The following is a 15,880-nucleotide window of genomic DNA, read 5'->3' as shown; positions in this document are numbered from 1 at the left end:
CTGGCAAAATCCGCGGCGCCTGCCGTGTACGCCCGTACGACGCGCATCCCCGCACCGTCACCGGAGGACCTCATGGCGATTCTCGACGTCTTTCCCTATCTGCGCGCCAAACGCGCGGACGACGCCATCGCGTTCTACACGAAGGCATTCGGCGCACGCGAGAAATACCGTCTCGTCGAACCGTCGGGACGCATCGGTCACGCGGAATTGCAGCTCGGGCCGTGCACGCTGATGCTCTCGGACGAGTTCCCCGAATACGATCTACGCGCGCTCGACGCGGACGGCACGGCGCCGATGCTGCTGCACCTGCACGTCGACGATGCCGACGCGACGATCGCCGCGGTCATCGCGGCCGGCGCCAGCCTGACGCGCGCGATCCAGGACCAGTTCTACGGCGAGCGTTCCGGCAAGATTCGCGATCCGTTCGGGTACGACTGGGCGATCGGGCATGCGATCGAAACGCTCGAGCCCGATGAAATGCAACGACGTTACACGGCACTACTGTCCGGCGACCAGTAGCCAGTTTGCTCCGGGCCACCACCACGACATTCGCGATGCACTACCACCCCGACGACATCAGCCGGCTGTTCCTGTTCGTGCCAACGCTGCACTTGAACCGCCCGGCGCCGGCCGAATCGTTCCTGGCTGCCGCGGTCGATGCCGGTATCGAACTCGAGCATGTGCTGCGCGACTACCCGCAAGTCCGCTACCAGCCGCTCGACTTCCACTACCTGTGCCAGCAAAGCCTGTCCGTGCTCGACGACACGCTGCTGGCCGACCTGACAGTCGACCTGCAGTTCGGATGGCGCGGCGCGCACTGGGCCGCGTTGCTGATCGCGCTATCGGGCGACGCGCGCTATTTGCCGCATCTCGACGAAGCCAGGCGCCATCGCGGTGTCGAATGGACGGCCGCGCTCGCCGAGGCCGCAACGGGCGCCGATGCGCAATCGTCGACCTTCCGTTGCTGCCGGTCGATCGTGCAGTTGCGCAACCAGCTCGCTGCGTTGCCGCGCGTCTGCGTCCGGTTGCGACGCTGGCTCACGCCCGACGCGCTCGAAGCCCGCGCGAGCGCCGTTCGTGCCGCGTATCGAAGCGGCGGCCTCGACACCGCGCTGCCGGTTGCCCGCCGTTGAGCGTTCGACCGACCATCAAGCGATCTCGGTTCGACCGGCCTGACGCCGCGACACACGTCCCGTTCCCGCCTGAATCCCCGCAATCGCCCGCCTCGATTCCATTCGATTCCGCACAGGACCTTTCCTGTGCAACGCCTTAATCGACGGCCGCACGATCTCCAATAATGGCCGCTCGATCCGTCGGCCAGTATGCCGACGCGACCCGCCGGCCATCGTGCCGGGCCAACGATAAAAAATCCTATGCATTCCTACCAGATGAACAAGCATGCCGGCGCACGTGTCGCGGGGACCGTCATTGCCGCATGCCTGACCGGCATCGCACCGGGCATCGCGCACGCACAGAGCAGCGTGACACTGTACGGCCTGATCGATACGTCGATCACCTACGCGACCAACCAGCGCACGCAGGGCGCGGGCTCGCCCGGCGGCGGCACCGTCGCGCTGACGAGCGGTGCACTGAATGCGTCGCGCTGGGGGCTGCGCGGCCGCGAGGATCTCGGCGGCGGGATGGCCGCGGTGTTCGCACTCGAGAACGGCTTCTCGGGCACGAACGGCAAGCTGTCGCAGAAAGGCGTCGACATGTTCGGCCGTCAGGCATGGGTCGGCGTGAGCTCGAAGGCGGCCGGCACGCTCACCTTCGGCCGCCAGTACGACCTGATCCTCGACTTCGTGACGCCGCTCGGCGCGTCCGGACCCGGCTGGGGCGGCAACCTCGCGGTCCATCCGTACGACAACGACGATTCGAACCGCAACATCCGCATCAACAATGCGGTGAAGTACACGAGCCCGACGTATCACGGGCTGACGTTCGGCGCGATGTATGGCTTCTCGAACGCGGCCGGCCAACTCGCGAACAACGCGGCGTGGAGCGCGGGGGTGTCGTACGCGAACGGCCCGCTGAAGCTCGGCGCCGGCTACCTGAAGATCAGCCGCGATCGCAACTCACCGAACCCGGACGGTGCACTGAGCACGGTCGACGGCTCGGCGACGATCACGGGCGGCAACCAGCAGATCTGGGCCATGGCCGGCCGTTATGCGTTCGGGCCGCATTCGGTCGGCGCCGCGTGGTCGCATTCGACCACCGACGGCGTGACGGGCGTGCTCCAGGGCGGCAACATCGCGCCGCTGAAGGGCGAATCGCTGGTGTTCGACAACTTCACGGTCGATGGACGCTACTTCGTCACGCGTGCGCTGAGCGTGGCCGCCGCGTACACGTACACGATGGGCCGCTTCGACTCACGCACGGGCCAGACACGCCCGAAATGGAACCAGGTCGTCGCGCAGGCCGACTATGCGCTGTCGAAGCGCACGGACGCCTATCTCGAGGGCGTCTACCAGAGCGTGAGCGGCGGCAACGGCAATCCGGCGTTCAACGCCACCGTCTGGACGCTGACGCCTTCGGCGAACAGCAACCAGGTGGTCGTCGCGCTGGGGCTGCGGCACAAGTTCTGACGACGCGTAGCTCGATCGTCGCCAGTCGCCCCCATAAGGCCGCGCACGTGCGCGGCCTTTTTGCTGTGACAGCCCGTACCGCGCAGCGGGCGGGAGCAAGAATGTCTACCCGACTGTCGCGTCTGCGCAAAAAATGCGGAGAAACTGGTCACGCTGTGACATTTTTCCTAATCTGTTTGCAGCGACGCCGTATTTCGGCGCGCCGGACGCAATACTCTTTCATATGGCGCACCGCCGGCTTACGAATATGCATCACGTCGACGGAGCCGTTTTTTTCGCGCCATTGCGGCCGGATACGTGCATGCGGATGGCATGCGCCACGCTTTCAACGCAGTCCACCGCTGGAGACGAACGATGAGCAAAATGAACCGATTTGCGGTCCTGGCAACCTTCGTACTACTGGCCGGTTGCCATAACGCGGCGAAAACGCCCGAGAATGCCGGCACGCCGCCTGCGCCCTCGAGCGAAGCCGTCGCAACGGTGACGGCCGACGATCTCGACAATCCGAACAGCCCGCTCGCGAAGCGCAGCATCTACTTCGATTTCGACCAGTACACCGTGAAGCCCGAATTCCAGTCGCTGCTGCAGGCACATGCCGACTACCTGCGCAGCCATCCCTCGCGGCGCGTGCTGATCCAGGGCAACACCGACGAACGCGGGACGTCCGAATACAACCTCGCGCTCGGCCAGCGCCGTTCGCAGGCGGTGAACAGCGCGCTCCAGACGCTCGGCGTGCCGGCGACGCAACTCGAAGCCGTCAGCCTCGGCAAGGAAAAACCGGTCGCACTCGGCCACGACGAGGATTCGTGGGCGCAGAACCGTCGCGCCGATCTCGTCTATCGTTGATCCGACGCCGCAACGGCGGCGTCCGTGCAAAGGAAAGCCACGCACGCGGCCGCGGGTGCGATTCGTCGTGTCCGGGTTCGTGCGCGATCACGGTTCGCGTCGCGCTCAACCGGCGCGTTCGAGCCGCCGATGCAGCCAGCGCGACATCACGGCGGAGGTCACGATCGTATCGAGTATCGCGATCACGTTGATGCCGCCGATGTCATCGGACTTCATCAGCCGGGTCAGCAGCAGTACATACCCGACCATCATGCCGGTGCCCACGACGATCCCCAACAACACGAACCAGCGCCGCGCCAGGCGCGTGCCGATCGCGCCGAGGATGCCGCCCGCGATCGTCGCGGGCACGAAGTAACCGAATACGAACGACGCGACAAAAACCAGCGGCACCATGCCCGCGCAGGCACCCAGCATCTTCCATGACGGGCCGTCGATCAGGCTCCACGCGATCAGCATCACGGCCGGCCACACGAGCGCCGCGATCAGCGGGCCGCCGATGGTGAACGACACGCAGCCGAGCACGACGGGATGGGACAGGCGCGACGATCGACGCGGCAGGCGCTCGACGGGTGCTCTCATTTTTTGTTCGGAATCGGAATGGCGGCGTGCCGGAGTGTACCAAGTCGCCGCGCCATACTTCGGATCCGGCCCCTTCGCGCACGGCAATACGCAAAAAGCATGGAATAAACGCCCCGCCCGACGCGTTTCGTCATCGCGCAGACGCGCGGTTCACGCGAACCGGCCTTTCCTGCGACCTGCGCGCTGCAAGGAGATTGCAATGAAATCGGCAACGTTGGCCGCGGCGCTGATCGCGGCACTGGTGCTCGTGCTGTCGGCGGGATGCATGTCGTCCGGCAACGGCGTGTCGCAAGGACCGGGCATGAGCCGGTACGGCGGTGGCTCGGGAGGCAGCGGAGGTGGTGGCGGAGGGGGCGGCGGCTACTGACGCGCCGTTGGAGAAAACGGGGCAGCGCATCGCGCGCAGGCACCGGAAACCGGCTGCCTCGCGCGCGACGCCCTGCCCCGCGGCACGACTTAACGCATCGCCTTCACGTCGGCCGGCGTGACGCTCGCGGGCTGGCCGCCCCACGTCGCGCGCAGGTAGTTCGAGAGCTGTGCAAGCTCGTCGTCGCTCAGCGTGTGCGCGAAGCCCGGCATCGCCTGCAGGTTCTCGAAACCGGTGAACTTCTGCTCGCCGATGCCGTCGAGCATCGCGACCAGCAGGTTGCGCGGATCGCCCTGGCGCACCGTCGAGTTGCCGTTCATCGGCACCGCCACGTGCGGCTTGCCTTCACCGTTGAAGCCGTGACAGCCCGCGCAGACCGCGAGATACACCGAGCGGCCGGCCGCGAGCTGCGCGGCATCGGCCGACACCGGCTTCACCGGTTGCGGCGCGGGCGGCGTGTCGCCGAGCAGGTACACCGACAGCGCGCGCAGGTCGTCCTGGGTCATGTATTGCGTGCTCAGGTGCACGACCGGATACATCTCGCCGAACGCCGAGCCTTGCGGCGCGATGCCGACGCCGAAGAACGTCTGCAGATCGGCGCCCGTCCAGCCGCGCGCGGCGAGGCCGGCCGGCGTGATGTCGGGCGCGGCCACACGGCCGAGTGCGGCACCGGCGAACGGCTTCGCGCTGTCAAGCTGGCCCGTGAACGCGCGCGGCGTATGGCATTCCGCGCAGTGGCCGAGCGCACCCGCCAGATAGCGGCCGCGCTGCCAGTCGGCGGACTGGCCGGCCGACGCATCGGGCAGGCTGTCCTTCAGGAACACCATGTCCCAGAAGACCATCCCGAAACGCAGGTTGTACGGGAACTTCAGTTCGTGCTCGCGGTTTTCCTGCGCGACCGGCTTGACCGTCTTCAGGTACGCGTACATCGCGTCGGAATCGGCGCGCGTGAGCTGCCGGTACGACGTGTACGGCATCGACGGATACAGGCGCTTGCCGGGCGCCTTGCCGTCGTGCAGCGCGGCGTAGAAGTCGTCCGCGCTCCAGCCGCCGATCCCGCGATCCTTGTCGGGCGTGATGTTCGAACCGTAGAACGTGCCGAACGGCGATTCGAGCGCGGCGCCGCCGGCGAACGGCGCGCCGTCCTTCGCGGTGTGACACGCCGCGCAGTCGGCGGCCTTGACGAGATAGCGGCCGCGCGCGACCTGGTCGGCGCCGGGCGCGCCGGAAGCCGCGTTCGAGGCCGGCGCGTCGTGGCCGCCGCACGCGGCGAGCAGCAGCGCGCAGGCCGCTGCGAGCGCGGGCAGGCCCGCAGCCCGCGCGACACGATGAGCGAATGTGCGTTTCATGCGGCGTCCTTCACGAGTCCCGGCGTCGTCAGCACCACGTCCTTGACGGCTTCGTAGTAGCGGACATAGCCCGTGCAGCGGCAGAGGTGCGCGTCGAGCGCCTCGGTAATCGTGCGTTCGACGTCGGCCTTCGCGATCGGCTCGCGCTTCAGGCGTTCGATCAGCACGGTCGCCGCATTGACGAAGCCCGGCGTGCAGTAGCCGCACTGGAAGCTGAAGTGCTCCAGGAATTTCTGCTGGATCGGCGACAGCTCCACCACTTCGCCGGCTTCGTTGCGCTTCGCGTGGCCTTCGATCGTGCGGATCGAACGGCCGTGGAAGAAGTGCGCGCCGGTGATGCAGGTGCGCATTTCCTCGCTGCTGCCGTCCGGCTTGTCGACGATCACGACGCATGCGTGGCAGATGCCCTGCCCGCAGCCGAGCCGCGAACCGGTGAGGCCGGCATATTCGTGCAGGAACTCGATCATCATCAGCCCTTCGGGCACCTGCATCGGGCCGACGGACTTGCCGTTGATCTTCACCGACAGCGGCTTCTGCTGGAACCGGACGAGCGGACGCTCGACAGCAGCGGGAGCCGATGCCGGCGCAGCCGGCGCGGCGGGAACGGATGCCGGTGCGGCCGAAGCTGCCGCCGGTGCGGAAGCGCCGGTCGCAGCCGCGCTGGCGCTCGCGGCCGAAGCCGCGGTTTGGGCGGTCGTCATGCGAGCACCTCCTGAATCTTTTGCGGGGTCACCGGCAGGTCGGTGAAACGATGGCCGATCGCGTGCGCGATGCCGTTCACGATCGCGCCGACGACGGGAATCATCACCACTTCGGCGACGCCCTTCGGCGGATCGGTCTCGGACAGCGGCGGGAGCACGTCGCCCGTCTGCGTCCACACGGCGACATCCGACGCGCGCGGCAACTGGTAACGGTTGAAGTTCCACGTGCCGTTGCCGGGGCCGTCTTCATAGAGCGGCAGGTACTCGTGCAGCGCGTGCCCGATGCCCATCGCGAGGCCGCCCTGCAACTGGCCCGACACGAGCTGCGGCGAAATCTGGTTGCCGCATTCCATGATCGAGTGGTGCGTGAGCAGTTCGACCTTGCCGGTCGCTTCATGCACGGCCAGCTCGACGAGCGTGCCGACCGCCGTGTAATACGTGACGGCCGCGTTGTTGCGGCTCGTCGGCGGAATGAACACGCGCTTGCGGTCCAGTACGCGGTAGCCGTTCGCGGTCGGCGCCAGCGTGCCGCGCATCGTGGTCGAGCCGGCCGGTGCAGCGGTGCCCGGCACCGCGCCGTTGTCGGCGCCCGTCTTCGGCGCGCCGACGCGCAGCGACAGCCCGTCGACCGGCAAGCGATCAACCGCGCCGCCCACTTCGAACTCGGCGTCGGTCCACTGCCAGCGGTTGAACACGTGCACGACGGCGCCGGTCGGCAGGCCGAGTGCATGCGCCTGCTTCGCGAGCTGTTCGAACGTCAGCGGCTCGAGCCCGTCGGCAGTCAGCTTGCCGTCGACCCAGCGCGCATCCTCGATTCGGATCGTGTACGGCGCCGCCTGGCCGCCGCCGAGACCGCGCGTCCAGATCGACATCGCGGCCGGCCACAGGCCGTAACGGAACACCGCACGCGCGGCTTCGCGCGTGCTGTGCGTGAAGTAGTACGCGGAGTTCGTCGCGCTCGACGGCGACGCATAACCGGGCGACCAGCGCGGATTCGCGCTCAGTCGATCCTGGTCGGCCTGCGACATGATGTACGGATCGCCGCTGGTCTCGACCGGCAGGTCCGGCCACTCGGTCACGGCGACCTGCACTTCCGTCGCCGGACGGCCGAGCCACTTCGCGACGGCAACTGCCTGCGACGTCGACATTCCGGTGCCGATCTCGGCAGCCGTGTGCCGCAGCGACACCTTGCCGTTCTCGTCGAACTCGACCTTCGCGAACGACGCTTCCGCGCCCGTGCCGAAATCCTTCTGCACACACGCGAAGCCGACGCCGTAGCGCTTGCCCGGGTTCGCGGTCTCGAATTCGGCCTTGCGCGCGGCACGGCGCGTCCACAGCGGATGCTGCTTCGCGCGCTCCAGTACCTCGTCGACGCGCAGCGCGCCGGCGGGAATCGCACCCTGCGTGTTCTTCATCCCCGAACGCAGCGCGTTGCGCAGACGGAAATCGATCGGGTCGATGTTCAGCTGAGCGGCGATCTCGTCAACCGCCATCTCGGTCGCGGCCATGCTCTGCAGCGTGCCGTAGCCGCGCGCCGAGCCCGCATCGATTGCGCGCGACGCGATCGCGACCGCGGCGAGATCGCTTTTCGGGAAGTAGTAGATCGATTGCGCGGCCGTGGCGCCGACCATCGCGACCGACGGTGAGAAGTTCGAGCGTCCGCCGCCGTTCGCCTCGAAATCGCCCTTGAACGACTGCAGCAGGCCGGTGTTGCGGTCGACCGCGATCCGGTAGTGCATCTTGAACGCGTGACGCTTCAGCGACGTCTGGAACTGCTCGTAGCGGTCGTTCGCGAAACGCACCGGACGGCCGTCCGCGTACAGTGCGCAGACGAGGCCGTAGAACGGCACGTTGAAGTGATCCTTCGAACCGTAGCCGACCGTGTAGCACGGATGCACGAACAGCTTCTTCACCGGGAAGCGGCATTTCGCGACCATCGCGGCCGCGTTCTCGCACACTTCGAGCGGCGACTGCGTCGGCACGACGAGGTGCAGCGATTGCGTCGCGGCGTCGTACCAGCAGTTCGCGTTGTCGGGTTCGAGCGCAGCCGTATCCACCGACTGCGTGTTGTATTCGCGATCGAACACGAGCCAGTCAGCCGACGGATGGTCGAGCTCGCCGGCGATCTGCCCGGCCAGGAACATGCCCTGCTCGTCGAGCTTGCCATGCTCCTTGCCGTCCGGCCAGACCGGCAGGTGCTTGCGCATCATGCTCGGGAAGATCGGCGCGTCCTTCAGGCTCGAATAGACATCGTCGTCATAGGCCGTCTTGCCGCCCACGCGCACGTAGCGGAAGGTACCCCACGGGTCGCGCTCGAGCGGGCCCGTGACCGCGCCGTAGCGGATCACGTCGTCGCGGAACTTGAGCGCGTTCTTCGCGAAGCGGAAGCGCGCGAAGTCGTGATAGATCAGGATCGCGACCGCATGGCCGAGATACGCGGGCGTCTTGCCGGCCGGCAACAGCATGTCGTCGCCGTAGAACGTCGGAAACGCGACGCCGTCGCGCGCGAGATCGTCGGCCGTGACCACACGGTCCGGCTTCAGGTCGTCGCCGAGCAGCGACAGGTCGAAGCCTTCGTACGTGCGATCGGCCTGCGTGACGCGCAGGATCAGCGCATGCGACTGCTGCTGCGGCCAGTGCGGCATGTCGGCGGCGCGCACGTCGCGGGCGAACACTTTCGAGCCCGTGACCTTCGCGATGCCGTCGATGCGGAATTGGGGGATGCCGGTGACGCTATCCCATTTGACGGGGGTGAGGAGTTTTTCTTCGAAGAGCGCCGCGAATGCGCGGCTGCCCAGGGGCGCGACATACACTGCGACGCCCGCCAGCACGCTGGCTTTCAGAAAACCCCGCCGTGACAGGCCGTGGTTTTTCATTGGGGGAACCTCCTGATGCGGCTCGGACGGCGATCGGGTGTCGCGACGTTCGGAGCGGCGCGCATTCTGGCATTGTTTTAGATATATCGCCTATAGTATTTCTCGCATGAAATACTTATTGAATTCCTTATAACGGGATTCAGCTGGGCTGCGGCGGGCGGTCGCGGAGAGCAAATTCGTCTGCGTTTACCCCGGTGCGCTCCGTCCCTGGCCATCTCGACGGCATGCGGCAGGCACACGCGCCACGCATCGTGGTCGGTCTCCGATCGGCCGCCGTGCGTCGTCCCGTTCGCAACGATGCTGCCCCCGCGCCGACGAATGCGCAAGACTTTCGCAGACGTGGTTTACGACTAGCGGCCGGCTCGGCATGGGGTCCTCCCGCCCTGCCGCGCCGTCTGTTTTTCATGGTAATGTCGTGCGCATCCGGCCGGGCCGGTGCTTCCGCCACGTGCCGTGCGGGCGCCGCCAGCCATCGCGACATCGTGTCGAGGTAAAAAGACCATGGCAGTCAGGACATCTCTCCTGAACTCCGTTCTCGCCACTCCCTCCTCCGGCAACCACCGCGTGACGGCCGCGCTGCGCCCGTCGATGCTCGTGACGCTATTCGAGGACGTGCGCCCGATGGCGCTGTCCGGGCTCGCGAGCAGCTTCGTCGCGGCCGTTGCACTGATCCGGCTGCAGCAACTCTGGTGTCTCGCCTGGCTCATCGTCGACTTCGGCCTGCTCATCGCGAGGCTCGCGATCGCGCGCGCGTACGCCGTGCGGCGCAACGCCGGCGACGACCGCGCCGAATACTGGGCGATGCGTTATGCGCCCGTCTCGCTCCTCGCGTGCTTCGTGCTCGGTCTCGGCGTGATGGGCTGCGTGCAAGCCGTCGATGTCGAGCTCGGCACGCTGTCGGTGATGGTCGCCGGTGGCGTATTCGGCGGGATCGCGTCGCGCAATTCGGCGCTGCCGCGGCTCGCGATGACGCAGGTCACGCTCGGCGTGCTGCCGATCGGTGCCGGCGCGCTGCTCGCTCACCGGTCGGGCGCGTGGCTGCTGCTGCCGCCGCTCGCGATCTACCTGGCGGCGATGCGCACGGTCGTCCAGCGCCACTATCGCGTGCTCGTCGCGCTGATCGCCGCGCGCCAGCGCAACGCCGAACTTGTCGCGCGCTTCGACGCCGCGCTCACCTATATGCCGCACGGCCTGTGCATGATCGACGGCGACAGCCGCGTGATCGTGGCGAACCGGCGCACCGCGCAACTGTTCGGCTCGCCGCGCGAGATCATGCTCGATACACCGCTGCCCGACGTCGTCGCCGCGCTCGGCGCGAACGCGGTGACCGGTCCCGGCGACGGTCTTGCCGCGCAGTGCGACGCGTGGCTGCGTCGCGTCGAACCGGGGCCGTTCGACATTGCACTCGCCGACGGCCGCCAGCTCGAACTGACGCGCCATCGCGTGCCGGACGGCAATGCGGTGATCATCGTCGAGGACGTCACCACGCGCCGCCAGACCGAGCAGCACATCCGGCACCTCGCGCGGCACGACGCGCTGACAGGTTTGCCGAACCGTCACGAACTGCACGCCGAGCTCAAGCGGATGCTCGCACGCCGGCCGCGCCTGCCGAATCCGGCATTCGCCGTCATGTATCTCGACCTCGACGGCTTCAAGGCGATCAACGACCGCTTCGGTCACCAGGCCGGCGACGAAGTGCTCACGCAGGTCGCCGAGCGGCTCGGCAAGACGCTGCCGCCCGGGGAACTCGCGGCGCGCATCGGCGGCGACGAGTTCATCGTCGCGATCGACGACACGACGATGCAGGCGTGCTCGATCCTCGCCGCACGGATCATCCGGCAGATCTCGGCGCCGTACGCGCTGTCGATCGGCGAGACCGTCTGCATCGGCATCAGCATCGGCATCGCGCTCGACGACGGGCACGGCTCGCCCGACGAACTGATCCGGCAGGCCGACAGCGCGCTGTACGACGCGAAGTCCGCCGGCAAGGGCATCTACTGCTTCTATTCGAGCGGCAGCCGCCGCGTGGCGCCGGTCACCGCCAACTGACCCGGCGACACACGCACGGCCCGCTGCCTCTCCGTCTTTTCCCTGCCTGCCGCATCCTCCCGACGATTCAATTCCGAAACGCTTTGCGGGTTCGCACGTGGCGTCGCGCATGCGCGTGTCACGTGACGTGTTCCGTAACATCGCGGTTTACCGCGCATCACGTTGACCGCAGAAGCCGGCACGATCGACGCAGCGCAAGGCTTTTCGTGGTTGGCACCCTTATTGCTCTCTGTCAGGGAAACAGGTTGTCAGGGAGACCCAACATGAATACCGTCGAAGTCCTCAGCCGCAGCGAAACCATCGACGAACTGGATGTGATCGACGGCGCATCGCTGATCCGCCGGCTCATGTCCGAACGCCGCGTGCCGGCCGCACGCGAAACCGCCTGCGTCGACAATCCGCCGCTGACGCTGTACGGCGCGTTTCGCCAGGGCGTCGCCGATCACGGCACGCGACGCGCGAATCCGTATCGCGCGGGCAGCCGTTTCTGGGCACTGTGGGAAGAAGGACGTCTCGAAGCTGAAACATCGGGCCGGTAAGCCGGTTGCGCGCGCGGGCCCTGTCGCGGCAAGGGCCCGGCGCGAAATCCGGCATACGAATGCAGCCGGTCCGCGCGCCGGCATGCGTTCATCGCTGCAACATCCGCGCGGTCCCGCGTGTCGTCCTCGCGGGTCAGGGTGAACCGGTCATCGTTGGCGAAGCAACGAGGTCGCTTCGCCAGCCGCGGTCGGCCGGGCACATGCAGTTCGACACCGGGCGTTTTTGCACCCACCCGGCTCGAACGTGACATCGCCTTCTTGTTTCGACGCGACGCCCGTAACAGGCTGCGGCACCCTGCCCGCGTCCCGACGATCGACCCGCATGGGTCCGATCGTGGACAAGACGCGGGTTGCCCGACCGTTGGGCCGGCTGCGCATGATCAATGCGGCAAGTCCCGGTTATCTGGCGTTCATGGAATGAATCGAACCGGTGTTGGAGCCGTATTTCGATTGAGGGCGTGCGGATGCTCGGCGTTGCACGCGCCCGCGCGGCGGTCGTTTCCCGATAAGATGGCAGATTCCGTTCATCGAACGACGCTGCCATGACCGCCTCCTCTTCACACCGAAATCCCATTCACTGCGAAATCGATCTCGACGCGCAAGGCAAGCACGCGGGCTACCTGCGCCTGCCGCATTCCGTGCACCGCTCGGCATACGGCTGGCTGCCGATCCCGATCGCGTCGATCCGCAATGGCGACGGCCCGGTCGCGCTCGTGATGGCCGGCAACCACGGCGATGAATACGAAGGCCAGATCATCGTGTCGCAACTGATGCGCGAGATCGAGCCCGAGATGGTCACCGGGCAGTTGATCCTGCTGCCGATGGCGAACTTCCCGGCGGCGGACGCAGGCCTGCGCGTGTCGCCGCTCGACGCAGGCAACCTGAATCGCAGCTTCCCCGGCGATCCGGCCGGCACGCCGACGCAGATGATCGCCCATTACATCGAGCACGCGCTGCTGTCGCGCGCGCAGTATCTGGTCGACCTGCACTCGGGCGGCAGCTCGCTGCTGTACCAGGGCGGCAACATGCTGGCGATCGATCCGCTCGACGCCGACGAAGCCGCGAAGCTCAACGGGCTGCTGGTCGCGTTCGGGTTGCAGAATGCGCTGCTGCATGCGCCGAACCCGGTGCATTCGGCGTCGGCCGCGCGCCGGCAAGGCGCGATCTCGATCGTGACCGAACTCGGCGGCGCCGGCATGGCCGATCCGTCGCTGATCCGTCTCGGCCGTCACGGGTTGCTGCATTACCTCGGGTATATCGGCCTGCTGCATGGCGCGCTCGTGCCCGACGCGCCGCCGACCGTCACGCGTTTCATGCGCGTCGACGGCGATCGCCATTTCGTCTATGCGTACGAGCGCGGGCTGTACGAACCGCTCGTCGAACTCGGCGATCAGGTGAAGGCCGGGCAACCGGCCGCGTGGGTGCATTTCCCCGACACGCCGTTGCGCGAACCGGTGCTGCACCGCTTCAAGGGCGATGGCGAGGTGGTGTGCAAACGCGTGCCCGCGCAGGTGCAGCGTGGGGATTGCATGTTTCAGCTGGCGGAGTTGTCGACGCCGCCGCGTGTCATCGACTGACGAGCGCGACCGCCTCACTCAGGCCGTCGCGTATCTGCAATGCCCCGCCGGTGGCGGGGCCGAACCGATTCGCGACACACGCGATCTTCCGTGCGCTTTTCAGCGCGAATCCGCCGTCGTATAGAATGACGCGCTTTGCCCGTACTCCCATGTGGTTCAAAAATCTTCAGCTTCACCGTCTTCCGGCTCCGTGGGCCGTCACGCCCGATCAGATGGAAAAATGGCTGGCGCCCCACGCGTTTCAGCCGGGCAACAGCCTCGAGATGCAGCGCCACGGCTGGGCGTCGCCGCGTGACGACGGCGCGCTCGTGTATTCGATCAACCGGCAGATGCTGCTGGTGTTTCGCGCCGAAAAGAAGCTGCTCCCGGCGTCCGTCGTCAACCAGGTGACCAAGGCCCGGGCACTTGAAGTCGAGGAACAGCAAGGCTTCAAGGTCGGCCGAAAACAGATGCGCGAACTCAAGGAGCAGGTGACCGACGAACTGCTGCCGCGCGCGTTCACCATTCGCCGCGATACCCGCGTGTGGATCGATACGGCGAACGGCTGGCTCGTCATCGATGCGGCTTCACAGGCACTTGCCGACGAGATTCTCGGCCTGCTCGTCAAATCGATCGATCAGTTGCCGCTCGCCGGCGTTCAGGTGGCGTATTCGCCGGTCGCCGCGATGACGGACTGGTTGCTGTCCGGCGAGGCGCCGGGCGGATTCACCGTGGACCAGGACGCCGAGTTGCGCTCGAGCGGCGAAGGCGGCGCCACCGTGCGATACGTCGGCCACGCGCTGGAAGCCAACGACATGCGCCGGCACATCGAGGCCGGCAAACAATGCATGCGCCTCGCGATGACCTGGAATGACCGGATCTCCTTCGTGCTGACGCCGTCGCTGACGATCAAGCGTGTCACGCCGCTCGACGTGATCAAGGAGGCGGCCGATCCCACCGCGCAGAACGACGATGAACGTTTCGACTCGGACGTCACGCTGATGACGGGTGAATTGGCGCAGATGCTGTCCCATCTTGTCGAGATCCTGGGTGGCGATCAGCAGGACGCGATTCAAAAAGCGGCAGCGGCCTGAACCCCGTCGCGGTCAACGATCGTCGCTGTGGCGGCGGGTCGCGGCCGGGCGCTCGCGGCCAGCAATGGGCATCGACGACGCGCCGACGCGGCCGCGGGCCGGTGCCGGCGCGATTGCGGGTGGCTCACACGCCAGCCATCAATCGGATGACGCCGGCGCCTCGTTTCCCTGCGGCGCACCGCATTGATGGCAATGCGGGAAGAAGTAGAAATTCCGGCCGCCGCATCCGCATACGTTGAAGAGCCGCAATCCGCAATGCACGCAGAACGTGGAGTCGTCGCCACCGAGATTCCATTGCTTGTCGCACGACGGGCAGCGCTTTTTCTCGAGTGAGCGAACGGCCTTTTCGTATCCGATCGTGCGTGCGCGTTCCCCCTGATCCTGCTGCAATTCGAGCCGCTTGCGTTCGGCATAACGCTGAAAGGCCTTCATCATGTAGAGGCCGGCGAATACCGTGAGCGCAATGCCGACCAGGACCCGGACATAACCACCGAAATTCGGCAGGTACGGGACCAGTTCGATGAAAAACGCGCTCAGTGCAAACAGGCCGAAGCCATAGACGAAAGGCCAGTAGCGCGCCTTGCGGTAGCGGATGAACAACCAGATCGCAATCAGCAGTATCGGCAGCGTCAGCGCAAGCCGCAGCCCGAATACCTGCAACTCGTAATGCCGGGTCGCCGCGTCGAAGCGCTTTTCGGCTGCGGCGTCCGCGTCGGCAGTCTGCGTGTCGACTTGAGCCTGCTGCGATGCCAGTGCCCGTTGCTGGTCGCCGATCGCGTCGATCTGATGCTGCCAGTCGACCACCACTGCCTGGAGCGTATCGAGCTTGCGGGTTCTCGCCAGAAGGTCTGGGTCCCGCGCACTGTCCCCCGTCACCGAGCGGGTTGCCAGCCAGTTGCGGAAACTTTCCTTCTCGGCCGCGTACTCCTTCGCGGCGCGTCCATGCGCCACCTCCATCGCGCCGGCCTTCTCGGCGAGCGCGTCGTGCCGCGCCTGCAGATCGCGCCGCGCCGCGTCCAGTCGCGCCTTGGTCGGTGCGTCGGCGAATTGCTCGATGGCGGGCGGCCCGCCGCTCGGGGCGAACGCCATGTCGCGAATCACGAGACTGCCGAGCATGTTCAGAAATACGGCGAAGACGATCGCAATCACCCATGAGGCGAGTCGCAGCAGCCGCGCCGGACTGGTCAGGCCATCGCTGGAAGTCATCATTGTGTTGCCCTTGTTGGAATGGTTATCACCGGATTTGAGCCAGCCATTTTCGTTGTGCCGGTATTGCCGCCACGTTTCGCACCGGGACGGACGGCACGCGTATCGGCACATCATCCGCGAGCGTCGGCCA

General features: G+C 66.7%; 14 protein-coding genes. 9 read left to right on the top strand and 5 right to left on the bottom strand.

Annotated features, from left to right (window positions below; translation table 11 throughout):
* Window positions 1-72 precede the first annotated feature (72 nt).
* The 4 genes from KEC55_RS19660 to pal all read left to right on the top strand — a co-directional run bounded on the left by KEC55_RS19660 (window position 73) and on the right by pal (window position 3,431).
* Entirely contained in the window at window positions 73-519 is a 447-nt protein-coding gene (locus KEC55_RS19660; RefSeq protein ID WP_282509856.1) for a VOC family protein, read from the top strand.
* 35 nt (window positions 520-554) lie between these two features.
* Complete coding sequence (locus tag KEC55_RS19655) at window positions 555-1,133, top strand: hypothetical protein (RefSeq protein WP_282509854.1); 579 nt, start codon at window positions 555-557, stop codon at window positions 1,131-1,133.
* A 240-nt stretch (window positions 1,134-1,373) separates the two neighbouring features.
* Window positions 1,374-2,585, top strand: a complete 1,212-nt coding sequence (locus tag KEC55_RS19650) for a porin (RefSeq protein ID WP_282509852.1) — start codon at window positions 1,374-1,376, stop codon at window positions 2,583-2,585.
* A gap of 354 nt (window positions 2,586-2,939) precedes the next feature.
* The gene (pal, locus tag KEC55_RS19645; RefSeq protein ID WP_282509850.1) at window positions 2,940-3,431 is read left to right on the top strand and encodes a peptidoglycan-associated lipoprotein Pal; all 492 of its coding nucleotides are present in this window, start codon (window positions 2,940-2,942) and stop codon (window positions 3,429-3,431) included.
* Between the two features lie 105 nt (window positions 3,432-3,536).
* On the opposite strand, the gene KEC55_RS19640 is transcribed toward pal, so the two are convergent.
* Entirely contained in the window at window positions 3,537-4,010 is a 474-nt protein-coding gene (locus tag KEC55_RS19640) for a hypothetical protein (protein WP_282509848.1), read from the bottom strand.
* A gap of 199 nt (window positions 4,011-4,209) precedes the next feature.
* Here KEC55_RS19640 and KEC55_RS19635 point away from each other — a divergent pair, with 199 nt between their 5' ends.
* Entirely contained in the window at window positions 4,210-4,377 is a 168-nt protein-coding gene (locus tag KEC55_RS19635) for a hypothetical protein (RefSeq protein WP_282509846.1), read from the top strand.
* An 89-nt stretch (window positions 4,378-4,466) separates the two neighbouring features.
* Here KEC55_RS19635 and KEC55_RS19630 read toward each other — a convergent pair whose 3' ends face one another.
* From KEC55_RS19630 to KEC55_RS19620, 3 genes are read right to left on the bottom strand one after another with little or no spacing between them, the layout of a single operon-like run.
* The gene (locus KEC55_RS19630) at window positions 4,467-5,726 is read right to left on the bottom strand and encodes a cytochrome c (RefSeq protein WP_282509844.1); all 1,260 of its coding nucleotides are present in this window, start codon (window positions 5,724-5,726) and stop codon (window positions 4,467-4,469) included.
* Window positions 5,723-6,427, bottom strand: a complete 705-nt coding sequence (locus KEC55_RS19625; RefSeq protein ID WP_282509842.1) for a (2Fe-2S)-binding protein — start codon at window positions 6,425-6,427, stop codon at window positions 5,723-5,725. The genes KEC55_RS19630 and KEC55_RS19625 overlap by 4 nt, the downstream gene beginning before the upstream one ends.
* The gene (locus KEC55_RS19620; RefSeq protein ID WP_282509840.1) at window positions 6,424-9,303 is read right to left on the bottom strand and encodes a xanthine dehydrogenase family protein molybdopterin-binding subunit; all 2,880 of its coding nucleotides are present in this window, start codon (window positions 9,301-9,303) and stop codon (window positions 6,424-6,426) included. The genes KEC55_RS19625 and KEC55_RS19620 overlap by 4 nt, the downstream gene beginning before the upstream one ends.
* Before the next feature lie 501 nt (window positions 9,304-9,804).
* Here KEC55_RS19620 and KEC55_RS19615 point away from each other — a divergent pair.
* From KEC55_RS19615 to KEC55_RS19600, 4 genes are all read left to right on the top strand, one after another.
* Window positions 9,805-11,352: a sensor domain-containing diguanylate cyclase gene (locus KEC55_RS19615; protein ID WP_282509838.1), complete on the top strand. Its 1,548-nt coding sequence runs from the start codon at window positions 9,805-9,807 to the stop codon at window positions 11,350-11,352.
* A 263-nt stretch (window positions 11,353-11,615) separates the two neighbouring features.
* Entirely contained in the window at window positions 11,616-11,891 is a 276-nt protein-coding gene (locus KEC55_RS19610; RefSeq protein WP_282509836.1) for a hypothetical protein, read from the top strand.
* Between the two features lie 542 nt (window positions 11,892-12,433).
* Complete coding sequence (locus tag KEC55_RS19605) at window positions 12,434-13,468, top strand: succinylglutamate desuccinylase/aspartoacylase family protein (RefSeq protein WP_282509834.1); 1,035 nt, start codon at window positions 12,434-12,436, stop codon at window positions 13,466-13,468.
* 149 nt (window positions 13,469-13,617) lie between these two features.
* A complete protein-coding gene (locus KEC55_RS19600; RefSeq protein ID WP_282511348.1) occupies window positions 13,618-14,541 on the top strand; it encodes a recombination-associated protein RdgC in 924 nt (307 codons plus the stop codon).
* A gap of 138 nt (window positions 14,542-14,679) precedes the next feature.
* Here KEC55_RS19600 and KEC55_RS19595 read toward each other — a convergent pair whose 3' ends face one another.
* Window positions 14,680-15,747: a hypothetical protein gene (locus KEC55_RS19595; protein ID WP_282511346.1), complete on the bottom strand. Its 1,068-nt coding sequence runs from the start codon at window positions 15,745-15,747 to the stop codon at window positions 14,680-14,682.
* Window positions 15,748-15,880: the final 133 nt, after the last annotated feature.

It is taken from the genome of Burkholderia cepacia, from assembly GCF_029962485.1.
Lineage (GTDB): Bacteria > Pseudomonadota > Gammaproteobacteria > Burkholderiales > Burkholderiaceae > Burkholderia.
This window is presented reverse-complemented; position numbering and strand designations above follow the sequence as displayed.